The 16462-nt window shown below is 30.4% G+C and carries 14 protein-coding genes; 4 read left to right on the top strand and 10 right to left on the bottom strand.

Translation table 11 applies throughout. The annotated features are described in order from the left end of the window. Positions 1-15 precede the first annotated feature (15 nt). The 3 genes from ACZ49Z_RS08790 to ACZ49Z_RS08780 all read left to right on the top strand — a co-directional run bounded on the left by ACZ49Z_RS08790 (position 16) and on the right by ACZ49Z_RS08780 (position 3897). Positions 16-1560, top strand: coding sequence for a peptide MFS transporter (locus ACZ49Z_RS08790; protein ID WP_464307799.1), 1545 nt, complete (start codon positions 16-18; stop codon positions 1558-1560). 5 nt (positions 1561-1565) lie between these two features. Next, positions 1566-3371, top strand: coding sequence for a peptide MFS transporter (locus tag ACZ49Z_RS08785; RefSeq protein ID WP_464307798.1), 1806 nt, complete (start codon positions 1566-1568; stop codon positions 3369-3371). A gap of 61 nt (positions 3372-3432) precedes the next feature. Then, the gene (locus ACZ49Z_RS08780; protein ID WP_464307797.1) at positions 3433-3897 is read left to right on the top strand and encodes a thioredoxin family protein; all 465 of its coding nucleotides are present in this window, start codon (positions 3433-3435) and stop codon (positions 3895-3897) included. Positions 3898-3899: 2 nt separating this feature from the next. Here the strand turns inward: ACZ49Z_RS08780 and ACZ49Z_RS08775 are convergent, their stop codons facing one another. From ACZ49Z_RS08775 to surE, 7 genes are all read right to left on the bottom strand, one after another. Next, on the bottom strand, positions 3900-5912 hold the full coding sequence (locus ACZ49Z_RS08775; protein WP_464307796.1) for a ComEC/Rec2 family competence protein: 2013 nt from the start codon (positions 5910-5912) through the stop codon (positions 3900-3902). Positions 5913-5930: 18 nt separating this feature from the next. Continuing rightward, on the bottom strand, positions 5931-6551 hold the full coding sequence (locus ACZ49Z_RS08770) for a C40 family peptidase (RefSeq protein ID WP_464307795.1): 621 nt from the start codon (positions 6549-6551) through the stop codon (positions 5931-5933). Positions 6552-6556: 5 nt separating this feature from the next. Beyond that, on the bottom strand, positions 6557-7204 hold the full coding sequence (locus ACZ49Z_RS08765; RefSeq protein ID WP_464307794.1) for a C40 family peptidase: 648 nt from the start codon (positions 7202-7204) through the stop codon (positions 6557-6559). A gap of 29 nt (positions 7205-7233) precedes the next feature. Continuing rightward, a complete protein-coding gene (gene lpxB, locus ACZ49Z_RS08760; protein WP_464307793.1) occupies positions 7234-8349 on the bottom strand; it encodes a lipid-A-disaccharide synthase in 1116 nt (371 codons plus the stop codon). A gap of 9 nt (positions 8350-8358) precedes the next feature. Then, positions 8359-8865, bottom strand: a complete 507-nt coding sequence (locus ACZ49Z_RS08755; protein WP_464307792.1) for a SixA phosphatase family protein — start codon at positions 8863-8865, stop codon at positions 8359-8361. A gap of 102 nt (positions 8866-8967) precedes the next feature. Continuing rightward, positions 8968-9240 carry a hypothetical protein gene (locus tag ACZ49Z_RS08750; protein ID WP_464307791.1) on the bottom strand — a complete coding sequence of 91 codons (273 nt, stop codon included), beginning with the start codon at positions 9238-9240 and terminating at the stop codon, positions 8968-8970. Then, positions 9237-10007, bottom strand: a complete 771-nt coding sequence (surE, locus tag ACZ49Z_RS08745) for a 5'/3'-nucleotidase SurE (RefSeq protein WP_464307790.1) — start codon at positions 10005-10007, stop codon at positions 9237-9239. The genes ACZ49Z_RS08750 and surE overlap by 4 nt, the downstream gene beginning before the upstream one ends. Before the next feature lie 146 nt (positions 10008-10153). Here surE and ACZ49Z_RS08740 point away from each other — a divergent pair, with 146 nt between their 5' ends. Further along, positions 10154-12325, top strand: a complete 2172-nt coding sequence (locus ACZ49Z_RS08740; RefSeq protein WP_464307789.1) for a carboxy terminal-processing peptidase — start codon at positions 10154-10156, stop codon at positions 12323-12325. A gap of 77 nt (positions 12326-12402) precedes the next feature. Here ACZ49Z_RS08740 and ACZ49Z_RS08735 read toward each other — a convergent pair whose 3' ends face one another. The 3 genes from ACZ49Z_RS08735 to ACZ49Z_RS08725 all read right to left on the bottom strand — a co-directional run bounded on the left by ACZ49Z_RS08735 (position 12403) and on the right by ACZ49Z_RS08725 (position 15901). After that, positions 12403-14172: a flavin monoamine oxidase family protein gene (locus tag ACZ49Z_RS08735; RefSeq protein ID WP_464307788.1), complete on the bottom strand. Its 1770-nt coding sequence runs from the start codon at positions 14170-14172 to the stop codon at positions 12403-12405. Positions 14173-14184: 12 nt separating this feature from the next. Further along, positions 14185-15384 (bottom strand): FAD-dependent oxidoreductase, encoded by a 1200-nt coding sequence (locus tag ACZ49Z_RS08730; protein WP_464307787.1) that lies wholly within the window; start codon positions 15382-15384, stop codon positions 14185-14187. Between the two features lie 322 nt (positions 15385-15706). Then, positions 15707-15901 carry a hypothetical protein gene (locus tag ACZ49Z_RS08725; RefSeq protein ID WP_464307786.1) on the bottom strand — a complete coding sequence of 65 codons (195 nt, stop codon included), beginning with the start codon at positions 15899-15901 and terminating at the stop codon, positions 15707-15709. Positions 15902-16462: the final 561 nt, after the last annotated feature.

The raw sequence follows: 16462 nt of genomic DNA, 5'->3' as shown, positions 1-16462 counted from the left end.
TAAAATTATAAAAACATGAATAACAAATTAATTGAAGAGAAAACTTTTTTTGGTCACCCAAGAGGGCTATTCATTTTATTTTTTACCGAAATGTGGGAGCGCTTCTCGTTTTATGGGATGAAAGCTTTATTAATTTTTTATTTAACACAATATCACTTATTTACTGATAGTGTTGGCAATTTAACCATTGGGAGTTATGCAGCATTAGTATATGCAGTACCAGTTATAGGTGGCTTTATTGCCGATAAATATTTAGGCTTTAGAAAAGCAATTGTTTTTGGAGGCATCATGTTGGTATTAGGCCATTTAGGAATGGCTTTTGAAGGAAATGCAGCAACAAAATCAATGACAGGAGAAATCACTCGTGATGAATTTGCTTTACAAATATTTTATTTCTCTTTAGCATTAATAATATTAGGAGTTGGATTTTTAAAAGCCAACATATCATCATTAGTAGGAGAACTTTATAATGTAGGAGATAAACGTCGTGATTCTGGATTTACCTTGTTCTATATGGGAATTAATTTAGGATCCTTTATTTCAACAATTTTGTGTGCTTGGTTAGGAGAAACTTATGGTTGGAGCTACGGTTTTGGAGCTGCTGGAATTGGTATGGTTTTAGGACTTTCTACATTCATCTACGGAAAAAAACTTTTAATGGGTAAAGGTGAGTCTTCAAATCCTGAGTTTTTAGAAAAAAAATCATTTGGTTTGAAAAATGAGTGGCTCATTTATTTTTTTAGCATCACTTCAACTGTTTTGTTTTGGTTAATGGTTCAAAATCATGAAGCAGTTTCTTGGTCGCTTAAAATTGCAGGAGCAGCATCCTTTATCTATATTGCTTATTATGCTATAACAAAGTTAGATGGAAAATCACGCGATCAATTAATCGCATTAACAATACTTATTATTTTCACTATCGTTTTTTGGGCTCTTTTTGAACAAGCTTATACTTCGATGAATTTATTTGCTGCCAGAGCACTTGATAGATCTATTTTTGGTTTTGAATTATCCGCAGGACAATTCTTAAGTTTTAATGCGCTTTTTATTATTCTTTTAGCACCAGTCTTTGCTTGGTTATGGGTAAAAATGGGAAAATACAATCCTAATACAGCTGTAAAGTTTTCCATAGCATTACTATTAGTAGGTTTAGGCTTTGGAGCTTTAGTTTATGGAATTAATATTTCTGGAACAGGTAAAGTAGCTGCTTTTTGGTTAATATTTGCCTACTTACTTCATTCAAGTGGAGAATTATGTTTATCTCCAGTAGGTTTATCTGCCGTAACCAAATTATCACCGAAAAAAATAGTCGGATTCATGATGGGAGTTTGGTTCCTAGCAACAGCAAGTTCAGAGTTTATTGCTTCAGTTTTAGCCAATATTGCTTCTATAGATACATCAAACGGATTAGCTCCTGATTTGAACATTGCAAAGGCAAGTTATTTGAAATTATTTGAATATTTATTTTATACTGGAATTATCTTTGGAACAATTTTATTAGTATTGTCACCTGTAATTAAGAAATTAATGCACGGAGTAGATAAAGAATTAAACAATTAATTATTATGAGTCAAAATTCAACAGATCAATTTTTTAAAAATCCTGTTTTAGGTCACCCAGCGGGGTTGTTTGTATTGTTTTTCACTGAAATGTGGGAACGTTTTTCATTTTACGGAATGCGTTCATTGTTAATTTTATTCTTAACCGCTTCTTTTACCGATGGAGGTTGGGAATGGACAAGAGAAAATGCATCAGCTCTTTTCGGTTCTTATGTAGGTTTAGTATATTTATCTACAATGCTAGGGGGATATTTTGCTGATAAAATAATTGGTTTTAGATGGGCAGTTGTTGTTGGTGCTGTATTAATGACATTAGGGCACGCATCCATGGCGGTTGAAACCGAGTTTTCTATTTACTTAGGGTTAATTTTGTTAGTTTTTGGTAATGGGTTCTTTAAACCAAACATGACATCGATAATTTCTGAAATGTACAAAGACAGACCTGAGAAAAAAGATGGGGCTTATACACTTTTTTATATGGGAGTAAATGCTGGAGCATTCTTTGGGATTTTACTTTGCGGTTATTTAGGTGAAAAAGTAGGATGGAGTTATGGTTTTGGGTTAGCAGGAATTTTCATGTTCTTCGGAATGTTACAATTTTGGTTATCTCAAAATATATTTGGAGATATTGGACTAAAACCAACAGCAGAAAGTAAAGCTAAAGCAGCAAGTGGAGATACCGACAAAAGAAATCCGTTTACAACTGTTGATTTAGTTTTAATTGGTGTTTCTTCACTTTTAGGCTTGTTATGGATTATTAATGATCCAGCTTCAAAAATTTCAGGAGGAACAGTTGATATTTTTAGCTTTTTAGGTGAAAACGGAAATAATATTGCCATTTTATCAGCACTTGCTTTATTTGTTGTATTATTAGTTAGTCGTTTGTTTCGTTATTCTCAAATAACAAGAGAGAAAATGATTGCAGTAACATTCTTTGCATTTTTAACAATCTTCTTTTGGGCTATTTTTGAACAATCACCAAACTCTTTAACAATATTTGCAAGTGATTATACCGATAGAGTATTAGAAGGTAGCTGGAGTACTTTTTTCTTAATTGTAAATTCACTTATAACAGTAGTTCCTTTAGCAATAATTACTTGGGTTTTATATTTATTATTCAAACAAACTTTCAAAAACTATGCAGTAGCAAACCTTATTTTGGCAACTAGTTTTGTGATTATTTGGAGTATTGCAATTTGGATGTTACTTAAAGATTTCTATACTGCTGGATTTATTAATCTATCTGACGCAACTTTAGAAATGCTTAAAATTGAAAAAGTTACTGAAGGTGTAACAGAAGTACCTGCAACATGGTTCTCTACTTTAAATTCATTATTCATTATCGCACTCGCTCCATTATTTTCTAAATGGTGGGAAAGTAAATACAATCCAAATGCAAACATGAAATATGGAATTGGAATGGGATTATTAGCTCTAGGAATGGCTTGCGTTGCAATTGGAGCTACAGGAATTGAACCAGGTGCAAAAACAGCTTCTGTGAGTATGATTTGGTTAGTACTTGTTTATTTATTCCACACAATGGGTGAATTATGTATCTCTCCAGTTGGATTATCCTATGTGAGTAAGTTAGTTCCTGCAAGAATGATTGCTTTTATGTTTGGAGTTTGGTACTTGGCTGTTGCAATCGGAATGAAAGGAGCTGGTAAATTTGGAGAAAACATTGATAAAATTGCTAACGAACATGGTCTAAGTTACTTCTTTTGGATGTTAACAATTGTTTCTGTTATTGTTGGACTATTCTCAATCTTAATGACTCCAGTTATTAAAAAACTAATGCATGGTGTTAGATAACAAACAAATAATGGCACTCTTTTTGCCTAAATTTGTAACAACATTTAATTATTAAAGAAAAATGAAAAAACTATTTTTATTTCTATTTCTAATCAGTTTTGGTATAAGTAATGCTCAGGAACTTACTTGGCACACCGACATGAGTAAAGCTTCAGATCTAGCCATAAAAGAGAAAAAACCTATGTTACTGTTCTTTACTGGCTCAGACTGGTGCGGCTGGTGTATTCGTTTACAAAAAGAAGTTTTAAAAACGACTGAATTTGAGAAATGGGCAAATGACAATGTTATTCTTGTTGAATTAGATTTCCCTAGAAGAACAGCACAAGACCCCAATATAAAAGCGCAAAATGCACAATTACAAAATATGTTTCAAGTGAGAGGATATCCTACAGTTTGGTTTGTTTCTCCAGAAAAAGGAAAAGAAGGAAAAATGAATCTTAATGGATTAGGCAGTACTGGTTATGTAGCTGGTGGTTCTGAAAAATGGATAGCAGTTGCAGACCAAATTGTTTCAAAAAAGAAGTAAAATTATTTTAGTCTATAAAATCCCTTTTCTGCTGTTGCATGGAAAGGGATTTTTTCTTGTCTACAAGTTGCTTTCCACTCATTAATCTTATAAAAAGGATTACTGTTATCTGCTACTATAATATCTGGATTATTTTCTTTAATAAGTCGTTCTAAATTAATCTTTGGACTTTGTGTTAAAACAATTATATCTGGTTTTTTACTAATTTTATATATAGCACTACTATCAACTATTAGAATTCTTTTTTTATGAAAAAAAATGGTGTTTTGCAAAGGTTCAATATTTACAGAATCTATAAAAGTGTTTTGAATATAATCATCCATTAGAATCCTATTTTTCTGTTCTTCATCTGTTAAGAATATAACCTCATTTTTTTGTTTTATTACGATAATACTTTTTTTGCTGTTAAACACCAAAAATTCATCATAACCATTTTCATTTTTTTTGATAATTACATATGCTATTTGAAACAATAATAAACTTAAAATAGTATTACGAAAAGCATACCATTCTCTATTATAGACCCAAAAGATAAAAGCAACAATGAGTAAATACAGAAAAAGAACCAAACTCTCAGTAAAGGCAATATTCGTTACAATACCTCCTTCAATTTTAGACACATAGGCAACATAATTGTTCATTAAACCAACAAGAACTACTAAAAATTTCCCTATCAATATTGCTACGGGTTGAAAGACAAAATTAAAAATCAGCGTAATTACACCAAGTACTAAAACAGAACTAGACAACGGAATTACAAGTAGGTTAGCAAACAAAAAAAGTAATGGCAATTGGTTAAAATAGTACAAACTTAAAGGTAGCACACCAATTTGAGCCGCTAAAGAAACTAAAACAATATCTACAAAATATACTGCTATTTTATTTTTTGAGAAGTAAAATCTCTCGTAAAAAGGTTGAAATAATAAAATTGACAATACTGCTGCATAGCTTAACTGAAAACCAATATCAAATATGAAATTAGGCTGAATCATTAATAAAATTAAAGCAGAAACAGCAACTCCGTTATAAATATCTTGCTGTTGATTAAAATATTTACCAATACTTATAAAGGTAAACAATGTAACAGCTCTAGCTACTGAGGCTGAGAAACCAGTAATGATAGCAAAAAACCAAAGAAAAGTAATAATGATTACTAATTTAAAGATACTTCCATACTTTTTTTTATCAAGTGGATTTAATAAACTCGATGAAATAACAAAAAGAATACCTATATGAAGCCCAGAAATAGCCAAAATATGAATAACACCAGCTTTAGCATAGTTATTCATCGTTTCTTTATCCATGTCGCTTCTATTGCCTAGTAATAAAGCTTCTAAAATTGCTCTTGTTTTTGGTGTGAATTGATGGATTGAAAAACTGGTTTTTAACTTTTTTCTTAATTCATAGAAGAAATGACCTATGTTATTTTTAACTTCTACTTTTTTAATATCTCCTTTGTGACAAAAAACCTGATGATAGATATTCTGTTTCTCTAAATATTTAGAATAATCAAACTGATTGGGATTAAATGCTTTTGGTATTGCATGCAACTTTTTATAAAAAAAAAGCCTTTGACCTACAGGCAAAACAATAGAATCTTCCTTAGAATAATATAAAAGTATTTTCCCTATCACACCATTGTCATCACATTTTTCTAAATCGAGAACATATTTATTGTATTTTTCATTTGGCTTAACAATTGATGATATTGTTCCCAAAAATACATTTTTCTCATTCATCATTACTTTTGAATAATGATTTTCATAATTCAAATCAATATGAAAATAATGAGTCAATATACCTAAAGTAATAACTAAAAAATACCCAACTATACCAAAAAAAACATCCTGAAAAAGTTTTTTTCTAGCCCTAAAAAAAGCAAAAACAAAAACACTCAAAATGAGTACTATCGAGATTATAATATATCTAAATGATGGTTTAAAGAAATAATTTGCTAAAATACCCAAAACAAAACCTATTGTAATTGTGATTATAGGGTATTTTAAAACATTCATTGTAGTTAGAGTGATAGATTAATTTGTCAGAACACGATTAACTTGAGCAAATGTTTTAGAATAATAATGATCTGCTGTTGAAGAAATTATCACTCCTTGTTTAGTTGATGAATGGATAAATTCAATTTCGCCATCTTCTCTAATTTGAGTAATTATTCCGACATGGTTTATGACACTACGCCCGTTTGTCTTGAAAAATATCAAATCGCCTGGTTGTGCTTCATCTCTTTTAATTTCTTCTCCATGCCTTGACATGTCTATTGAAGTTCTAGGCAAAGAAATATCATAATTCCCAAAAGTACTGAAAACTAAACCTGAACAATCCATTCCTTTCCTTGTAGTTCCTCCAGTTCTATATTTAACACCTAAATTTTCTCGAGCTGAATCAACAATATCTAACGCAAGATTATTAGAACTATTTGGATAGATTTTTTTTTCTGCTCTTTTATTTTCTGTTTCAAGTGAAACAGTGTTATTCGTTTTTTTTATTCTTTCTGCCTTAACAACCTTAACTTTGTCATTTGTAGTGTAACTATAAATCCCCTTTGCTTTTGCTTCTTTTTTTGAAGTTACAATGTTGGATTGAGTTTTACAACTTACAATACTTATTACAATTATAAAGAATAGTATTTTTTTCAAACCTATTATAATATTAATCTTTTAATTTTTACGAATCTTTTCTTAAAATAAGCTTCCTCTAACGAAGAAATCATTACTCCCTTACTCGATGATGCATGAATGAACTTAATATCACCACTATGATTTTCTACAACTATTCCAACATGAGATATTCTTTTTCTTCTGGTTGTTCTGAAAAAAATTAAATCTCCAATATCGGCTTTTTTAGGTTTTACTTTTTCTCCTAATTCGCTCTGTGCAATTGAAGTCCTAGGAACTGAAAAATCATTTTTTTGAAAAACTCTATATATTAAAGCAGAGCAATCAATTCCATTTTTACTCATCCCACCATAATGATAGGGTGTTCCCACGTAGGTTTTAGCGCTATCAATAATTTTAGCACGTATTAAAAATTCGTCAATATCCTCAACAATAGCATTAAAGCGTGCTTTCTCTTTTTCTTTCAATCGTTTTTTTAAAAAAACTGTCTTTTCTTGTTTGGGTTGTGTTTTTTTCACTTTAGAAATACTATCTCTATAAGCAACATCAAGATTAATTTCATAATCTCCAGCTGCTTCGTCCTGTATTTCTTCATTATTCTGAATCATAATTGCGCTCGTTTTACAACTTACAAAAAAGAAAGCTATTAAGACGATAAATATAATTTTTCTCATAACAAAAATGATTAATTGCGAAAATAAGATTATTTTTTTAATGATGACACAATTAATTGTGCCGTTTTCTCACTCGCTCCACTTCCTCCTAATTTTTGTTCTAATGCTTCATAGTGATGCAACATTATGCTCCTATCTTCACCATTAAGAATTTTTTGAAGTTCATTTTTTATATTTTTTGTATTAAATTTATCTTGAATAAGTTCCGTAACTACTTCTTTATCCATTATCAAATTAACTAAAGAAATGTATTTAAGGGTAATGATTCGTTTCGCAATTTGGTAAGAAAGCCAACTTCCTTTATAGCAAACTACTTCTGGGACTTTGAACAAGGCTGTCTCAAGAGTTGCTGTTCCAGATGTAACTAATGCTGCATGAGAAACACTTAGTAAATCATAGGTTCTATTAGAAATAAAGTGTACATTTTTTTTACTCAAAAAAGGTTCATAAAAAGAATATTCTTGACTTGGCGCACCTGCAATTACAAATTGATATTCTGGAAAATATTCCACAACTGATAACATTCCAGAAAGCATTTTATTAATTTCTTGTTTCCTACTTCCTGGTAAAAGGGCAATAATTGGTTTTTCGTCTAATTGATATTCTTTTCTAAAAACAGTTTCATCGACGTTTTTTCTATCATGAATAGCATCAATTAATGGATGTCCGACAAATTTGACAGGGAAATTATGCTTCTTCTCATAAAAATCCTTTTCAAAAGGAAGAATTACATACATATGGTCAACATCTCGTTTAATTGCTTTAATCCTATTTTCTTTCCAAGCCCAAATTTGAGGAGAAATGTAGTAATGCGTTGGAATTCCTCGTTCTTTTGCCCAAGTAGCAATTCTCATATTAAATCCTGGATAATCTATAAAAACAATCAAATCAGGTTGAAAAACTTCAATGTCCTTTTTACAAATTTTAATATTATTTAAAATTGTTTTCAAATTCATTGCAACTTCTAAGAAGCCCATGAATGCTAAATCACGATAATGTTTAATCAAAACACCACCCACATTTTGCATTAAATCGCCACCCCAAAACCTTATATCGGCATTTGGATCATTTTTAAAAATACCTTTCATTAAATTGGCACCATGCAAATCGCCCGAAGCCTCTCCTGCTATTATATAATACTTCATTTTTATATTCTAAAAATTAAACAAACTACAGTCCACCAATTCTTCATTTAAAAAAGTCAAAACCCATAGTTTTCCATATTCGTTTTCAGGCAAATCAGTATATTTATCTTTTCCTATTAATACGTTTACAAGCTTTGGGATTGTATTTGAATGACCAACAATTATAACTGTTTTACCTAATTCATTTTTCACTAAATTCTTTGCAAAATCCGTTTCTTTTGGGTTGTAGTTTGTAATTGATATATTTTTTTTCTCAGAAATTATACCTAACGTTTTTTTAGTTCTTATATAATTTGTGGCATATAATTTATCTATAGCAAAATCAGACAACATTAAACTTAATCTTTCTGCTCTGATCAAGCCTTCTTCAGACAATTCAGGATCTTTACTTCCGTCTTTTACCTTTTCAGCATGACGCAATAAAACAATCTTTGTTATTTTATTATTGTTATTTGTTGTCTCTTGTGCGCTACAAAATAGTACGCAAAAAAAGAAAAACAAAACAGTTTTTTTCATATTTTTAAAAGTTATTTTTAAGTCAATTTATCACATTATTTGTATTGATTTCATTAACTTTAATTTGTTCTTCTCAAACGTATTTTTAATTGCAATTTTATATTATAGAACTAATGTTATTATTGTCAAAAGAAACATAGACAAAACAATTCCTCGAGCCATTAAATCTTTGTTCTTCTTTAAAAGTATAAAAAAAACAATCAAATTAGGTATTGCTCCCAAAGTAATTACTTTCCCAATTGTCCCTTCTTGCTTCATCAATTTAAAACCCTCAAGAAAACCTTGTTCTGTTAAAAATTGCAAAGCAAAAAAAGTACCCAAAAAAGCTCCTAATAACCCTATTAGAAAACCAATTAACAAATCTGTTTTTTTCATTTTAAATCCCAAGAATTAAGTGTTTGAATTGCATGATGCGCAGTTAAGTCAAATTGAACTGGAACAACAGAAACATAGTTGTTTTTCAAGGCCCATTCGTCTGTGTCTTGCCCTTTATCTAAATTAACAAATTCACCCGATAACCAGTAATATTCTTTACCTTGAGGATTTGTTCTTTTATCAAATTTTTCAACCCAGGTAGCCTTCGCTTGACGACAGACTTGTATCCCCTTTATCGGCTCCGAATCTGTTTTCGGAAAATTAACATTTAAAACAACCCCTTCTGGGAGTCCGTGTTCTAAAACTTCTAACGCTATTTTTTTAATATATTTTTTTATTGGTTCAAAATCGGTTCCCCAACCATAATCTAAATGAGAAAAACCAATAGCAGGTATCCCTTCAATTCCGGCTTCAACAGCCGCACTCATAGTACCTGAATAGATTACATTTATGGAAGAATTTGAACCATGATTAATACCCGAAACACATAAATCTGGTTTACGTCCTAAAATTTCATGAACTGCCATCTTCACACAATCTACTGGAGTCCCCGAACAACTGTATTCATGCTCTAAATCTTTATCTAAATTTACTCTGTCAATATGCAACGTATTATTAATTGTTATAGCATGTCCCATAGCACTTTGTGGACTATCCGGAGCAACTACAACTACCTCCCCAATTTCCTTCATAATACTAATTAAAAAACGAATTCCTGGAGCTACAATACTATCATCATTTGTTACCAAAATGAGTGGTTTATTCATGAATTTTTTTTTGCTAATTTAAATAATTTAAATGGAACGAAAAATCTTCCTTATCAAATAAAAAAAATTATGATTTCAAAAAAATATATTGTACATTGCATAATATTGGCATGATATTTTATGTACCTTAGTTAAAAAATTTTTTAATGACCCAAATTGTTGATTTTATGAGAAGAAATTATAAGGTTATTTTGCTAGTAACTGCCTTATCTGCAGTTCTATGGAGCTTTGTTCCAACTACCAAAACCGAAGATCCGGAAAAAGACAAATTGCTATTAGAGTTGCTGACCTACGTCTTAGAAAAAGGACATTATAGTCCCGTTGAAATTAACGACAACTTCTCTAAACGAGTTTACAACAAATATCTTAACGGGATTGATCCTACAAAAAGATTTTTCCTAGAATCAGATATTAAAGAATTTGATCAATATAAATTTGTAATTGATGATATGATAAAAAATAAAGATTTATCATTCTTCTATCTAACAAACACCCGTTTAATAAAACGCGTGAACGAGTCAAAATCTATATACAAATCTATACTCTCAAAACCATTCGATTTTACTATTGACGAGTCTATTAGTACAGATTATGAAAACCAACCTTATGCTAAAAATGACAAGGATTTAAAGAATAGATGGAGACGTCAATTAAAATTATCTGTACTTTCTACAATTATCGACAAAGAAAAATTAGAGAAAGACAAGAAAAAGAATGACAGCTCATACAAAGAGAGATCTTTTACTGAAATTGAAAAAGAAGCACGAGAAAGCTCTCTTAAATCTTTAGATGATTATTTTGATTTTATTGAAAAAGAATTAGACAGCAATGACTGGTACTCTATATTCATCAACTCTGTAGTTGAACAATTTGACCCACATACATTCTATTTTTCTCCTGAAGAAAAAGACAAGTTCGACATTAGCATGAGTGGCAAATTTGAAGGAATTGGTGCTCGTTTACAAAAGAAAAATGATGCAGTTGAAATTTCTGAATTAATTTCAGGTGGTCCAGCTTGGAGAGGAAAAGAATTAGAATCTGGCGATGTAATTTTAAAAGTAGGACAAGCTAAAGAAGACCCAATAGATATAGCTGGAATGAGACTTGATGATGTCGTTAAAAAAATTAAAGGACCAAAAGGCACTGAAGTTCGTTTAACAGTTAAAAAAGTTGATGGTTCAATAAAAGTAATATCAATTATTCGTGATGAAGTAGAAACAGAGGAAACTTTTGCAAAATCTACTGTTGTTGATAAAGATGGAAAAAAGTTTGGTGTAATTTATTTACCAAAATTCTATATCAGTTTTGACAACAAAGACAAAAGAGATGCTTACAAAGATGTTGCTATAGAAATTGAAAAATTGAAGAAAGAAAACATAGAAGGCATCATCATGGATCTTAGAGGTAATGGTGGTGGCTCTTTGGAAACTGTGGTTAACATGACTGGTTTATTTATTGAACAAGGTCCAATAGTGCAAGTAAAATCTTCAGGAAGTAAAAAAGATATACTTTCAGACAAAGACCCTAGCGTTCAATGGACAGGTCCACTTGTTGTAATGGTAGATAATTTCTCTGCTTCTGCTTCAGAAATTTTTGCAGCAGCTATTCAAGATTATAAAAGAGGTCTAGTTGTTGGTAGTAAACACACCTACGGAAAAGGTACTGTTCAAAATCTTGTAGACTTAAATCAATTCGTTAGAAGTAATTCTTATGGAGATTTGGGAGCTTTAAAAACGACCACTCAGAAGTTTTATAGAATTAACGGAGGATCTACACAAAGAGAAGGCGTTTTGAGCGATATTGTTTTCCCTGATCGTTTTGCTTATTTAGACATGGGAGAAAGAGATGAAGAAAATTCATTACCATGGGACAAAATTGATGCTGCACCATACAAACCAATCTTTTCTGGATTTGAGTCTGTGATTTCAAACAGTATTGAAAGAATAAAGAACAATGAAAACTTCAAATTAATTGATGAAAATGCGAGATGGATTTTTGAAAGAAAAGACGATAACAACTTTGAATTGAGTTTAGAAAAATTCGAAATTAAGATGGAGATAATCGATAATAAATTGAGAAAATTTAAGTCTTTAGCCGATTATAACAATCATTTAGTTTTTAATTCGCTTCCTTCTGAAGTTGAGTTATTCAAAAATGACCCTCTTTTAAAAGAAAAAAGAGATCGTTGGCATGAAGAGCTTCAAAAAGACATCTATATAGACGAAGCTTTGAATGTATTAAATGATATTGAAAAAATTGATTTTAAAAGTGTAGTTTACACAAAAAACAAAAAAGGAATTTTTGAAAAATTAAATTAATCAAAAAAAGCAAATACAATAAAAAAGGAGGCTGTCATAAAAACAGCTTCCTTTTTTTGTCTCCTTATGCAAAAAAACTACCACCCCAAATAATAATCCGGATTTAACCAAGTTGGTCGTTCCATTTCAAAATATTCTTGAAGCATTTTTTCTGCTTCACAAAATGCTCCTTCAACCCAACCCTGTTGATCCGAGTATGCTTCTCCAATTATATGAATAGTTTCATCTTCCAAAGGCTTTCTCATATAAGGCATTACATGTTTTACCGAAAAACCTGCTTTCCATGCATGATAACCTGCTCCAAAAGGAGCATCTGTCCAATCCTTGAACCAAGTAACATATGGATCAGGGATAACAACATCTGGACCATGCAACTCCCTCAATTGATTCATTAATTCATTAACCATCATTTCAGTTGCTTGAACATCATTTAGCTCTTCCAATTCCAAGAGTGATGCAGATTTTGTGGGTCTCACCTCAAAAAGAACTTTATCATCTGATAATGCTTTCCAAAAAGTTTCTGTCTCCATATCTCCATAGCTTCCTAAAAGCATAGAATGATTATTATTTTCATCGGTACCAAAATAATAACATTGTCGCATTGGCAAATCGGTAATAGAATGTCCAGAATCTATATCTAATGCTTTTTTCCACCAAGGATATTCAAAACCCATAAGAATCTTAAATGCAGGCTCTTTAATTACAGAGCGAATATTTTCATCTAATTTTTCTCTTTCATTAGAATTGAAAAAGAAATTATTTTGATCTAACAACTCTAAAGATTGTCGAGGCATTCCCAAAATAATAGTATTAGCATATACATTCCAAACTTGATTTGTAGGTAGATTTAAAAAAACTAATTCATATTTATGTGTTGCACTATTAGCATGCTCTCTATTAAATGTGAGTAATTTATTTTCTGTCCAAATACAAGCTCCATCATTTTCTAAATACTGACTTGCTAAAGCATAGGCAATACTATCATAACCTTCTTTTATCGTTTTATATGTTGGATTGCTAGAAAAGTCGCCAACCATATAAGGAAAGGCTTCTGCTGAATTCCAATTAATTGTATTAGAATAATAACCTCCTGCATTTGCTAAAAACTCATATCCTTCTTGAGAAACTTGATCTTTAATTAAATTCCAAAAACCGATATCGTTAACTTTTCTATTATTATAGGGTGAATTCTTAAAATAGTATTTCAATTTTGGTTTCACTTCATCCCAATCTCTGCTTGTTAATTGAAATTCATATCTATATGTTGTATATTTAAATACTTTATGTCCAAAATTTTCAACAAACCAAGAATCTGCCATTAACACATCATAAATAATTTTATTAAACAATTGATCTGCACTAAATCCGTAATCGTCATCATTTAAATAATAACGTGTTAAGAGTTTTTCCCCTTTTTGCTGTGCAACATCCCAAGCATCTTGCTTAAATCTTTCCTTTCTAAGATACATCAATAACTCTGATGGATCACCCATTGGAAAAGGAATTGGCGTCATTGGATAATTTAAAACAGCTGTTCTTTTTTCCAAATCAGGCTCTGTTAATGGATAGCCTTCAATCAACGTAGTAACAATTTCTTGGGAAGTAAGGTATCTCATTCCTCCTAGTTCTCCCCAAAAATCCATACCTGGCATTTTAACCGATTCCAATCTACCTGCAATTTTAGAATTCATGTCAAAAATTTGCAAGTCTTTAGCTAAATATTTTTTATCCTGTACTAAACGAAAAGCGCTATACAAGCCTGATGTTCCTGCACCAACTATTGCTACTTCTATCTTCATACCTGACATCATTCCATTATTCAAGGGTATGTTTTTTTTATCTTCCATTATATTTTTTTGTTAGTTTATATTTTTTTTAAAATAATCTCCGCCTAATTTAAAAGGTGTAATATCAAAATCGGTTTTTCCGTCTATAGCTAAATCAGCAAGTATTTTTCCTAAATAGGGAGTAAACTTTGCAGCCCAACCTGTAGCATAAATCACAATACTTTTGTGATTAGGGACATACTCTGGAGCAAAATCTATAATTAATTCTTTATTGGGAATGGTACTTAGCGCTACTAAACAAGTTGAAGTATAATAAGGTTTTGAATCTAATCCTTTCATGTGTTTTTCAACCCATTGAGAAGTAAATTCGAGTTCTTCTTCATTTGGAATCAATGTCCTTTCGTTTGGGTTATCTAAAGCTTTCATAACAAAATCGGGTGCAACTCTAATATAATCAGGATTATCCCAATCTACTTCTGGAAAACCATAAAATTGGTTTCCATTTTTCCCTTCTGCTTCTTGAAACACAAACCAAGTGGGATATTGAATGTATGGGTCAGTTTTTTTAAAATAAGCAGAAGACATGTTCCAATAGGTAGCTTCTACATCAAACCCTAGAAAATTAGTAACACTATTCATATAAGGACCCGGAGTTATAATAATTTTTTTAGCAATATTTACTCCATTTGGTGTGGTTATCTTAAATAATTCGCCTAATTCTTCAATTGCTATTACTGGTGATTGCTCTTGCAATCTTACAAAATGATTCTTTTTACACAAATCATACAAAGTTTCAATAGTTGCTCTAAAGTCGATACTTGCTCCATCCTTTTGAAACAAACCTGTATAAGTTTCCGGAAGCGCTTTAAAATGAAAACGTTCTTCAATCTCTTTTGATGTTAACGATTCATAAGGCACATTTAATTCTTGCAATGCCTTCTCAGCTTGGGCAATATTTCCTTCTGTAGATTGCACACTGGGATCTCCAAACCATAATGTACCCACTTTATCTAAAAGAGTTTTATGTGTGTGAGATTGAAGTTCTTCCCAATATTTCTTAGAATCTAAAGCCATTTGAACCATATAGGCATCTGGATAAGGAATTCTAAATTGACGAGAAACACCAGCTGAGCTTCCTAGTTGATTTTTAAAAGTAAATTGCTCTAAAACGAGAGTTTTTACTTCTCGCTTACTCAATTGATAAGCAGACGCTAACCCCATTGCTCCACCACCAATTACAATAACTTCGTAATGATTTTCATTTTTTTGCATATTGTTTGTTGTTTTAGTAATTAATCTAAGTTGCTAGTTAATAGATTTATTTGAATTATTTGATCTATTCCCAGGTTTTATTTGTTTTATTCCTTTCAAAATTACCTAAATAAAAAAACAAAAAAACAGGTACAAATACCTGTTTTAGACGTTAATTTATTATAAATTTTACATTTAACTTGGTTTGTTATATTTTTAAAACTGTGTCATAAATTCTTCTATTTTTTATTATTTTATTCATCATTACATTTTAATCAAAAAAACTTCATAAAAAAAGACTACCCTGAGGCAGTCTTTCAATTTATTTCTAAAATTCAACCGATTAGCAAATATAATTATTATCTGCAGGTATATAGCAACATACTTTTTTCCCTCCTACATAGATAAAACTACCATCTCCTCCACAAATTTTTGGTTCAAATGGAGGAAAAGGAATTTTTACCCCTCCACTAATATTTTTTTGCTCTTTTTTATTTAATTCTTGAGCTCCCTCTAATTTTAAAATTTTTTTTAACATATTGTTTGATTTTAATTTAATTACTACTAAACTTAAAAAAAATATTCATTCCCATTACCCTAATAAATAGGGTTTAATTTATAGTATTTAAAACATATAATAACAAGAATATAAACAATATACATCTTATTACAGTTCATAAAAACTCGATACCGACTTCATAAATGTATTTATAAAGCCCTTTAAAGGTTTTGAACTAATGGAAAGATTATTAATTGTGGTTAGCAGTAATAAAATCTACATCAAAATATTTACAAACACAGACACAATATTTTATATCTGAAATAGTTTCACTAATGTAGTAATAAAACAAATGCAAAAACAAAAATTACATTTTTTTTAACACAAACAAGATAAAAAATGTAAACAAAATATAATAGAAATAAAGATTTACTCTCTATATTTAACAAATAGAAGTGTTTTTCTTTTAAAAGTTAAAAAAACACTTTTTTTTATTTAATTACAAAAATTATAACATTTGCTCATTGATTTGTTAAAAATCTTTAATTACTTTTGTTTTAAATATATAACCAAATGCATCGTTCAACAACTTTGCTACCA

This window comes from Flavobacterium sp. KY-23415, from assembly GCF_055384985.1.
The sequence above is the reverse complement of the archived record's forward strand: the minus strand, read 5'-3'. Positions and strand labels throughout refer to the sequence as shown.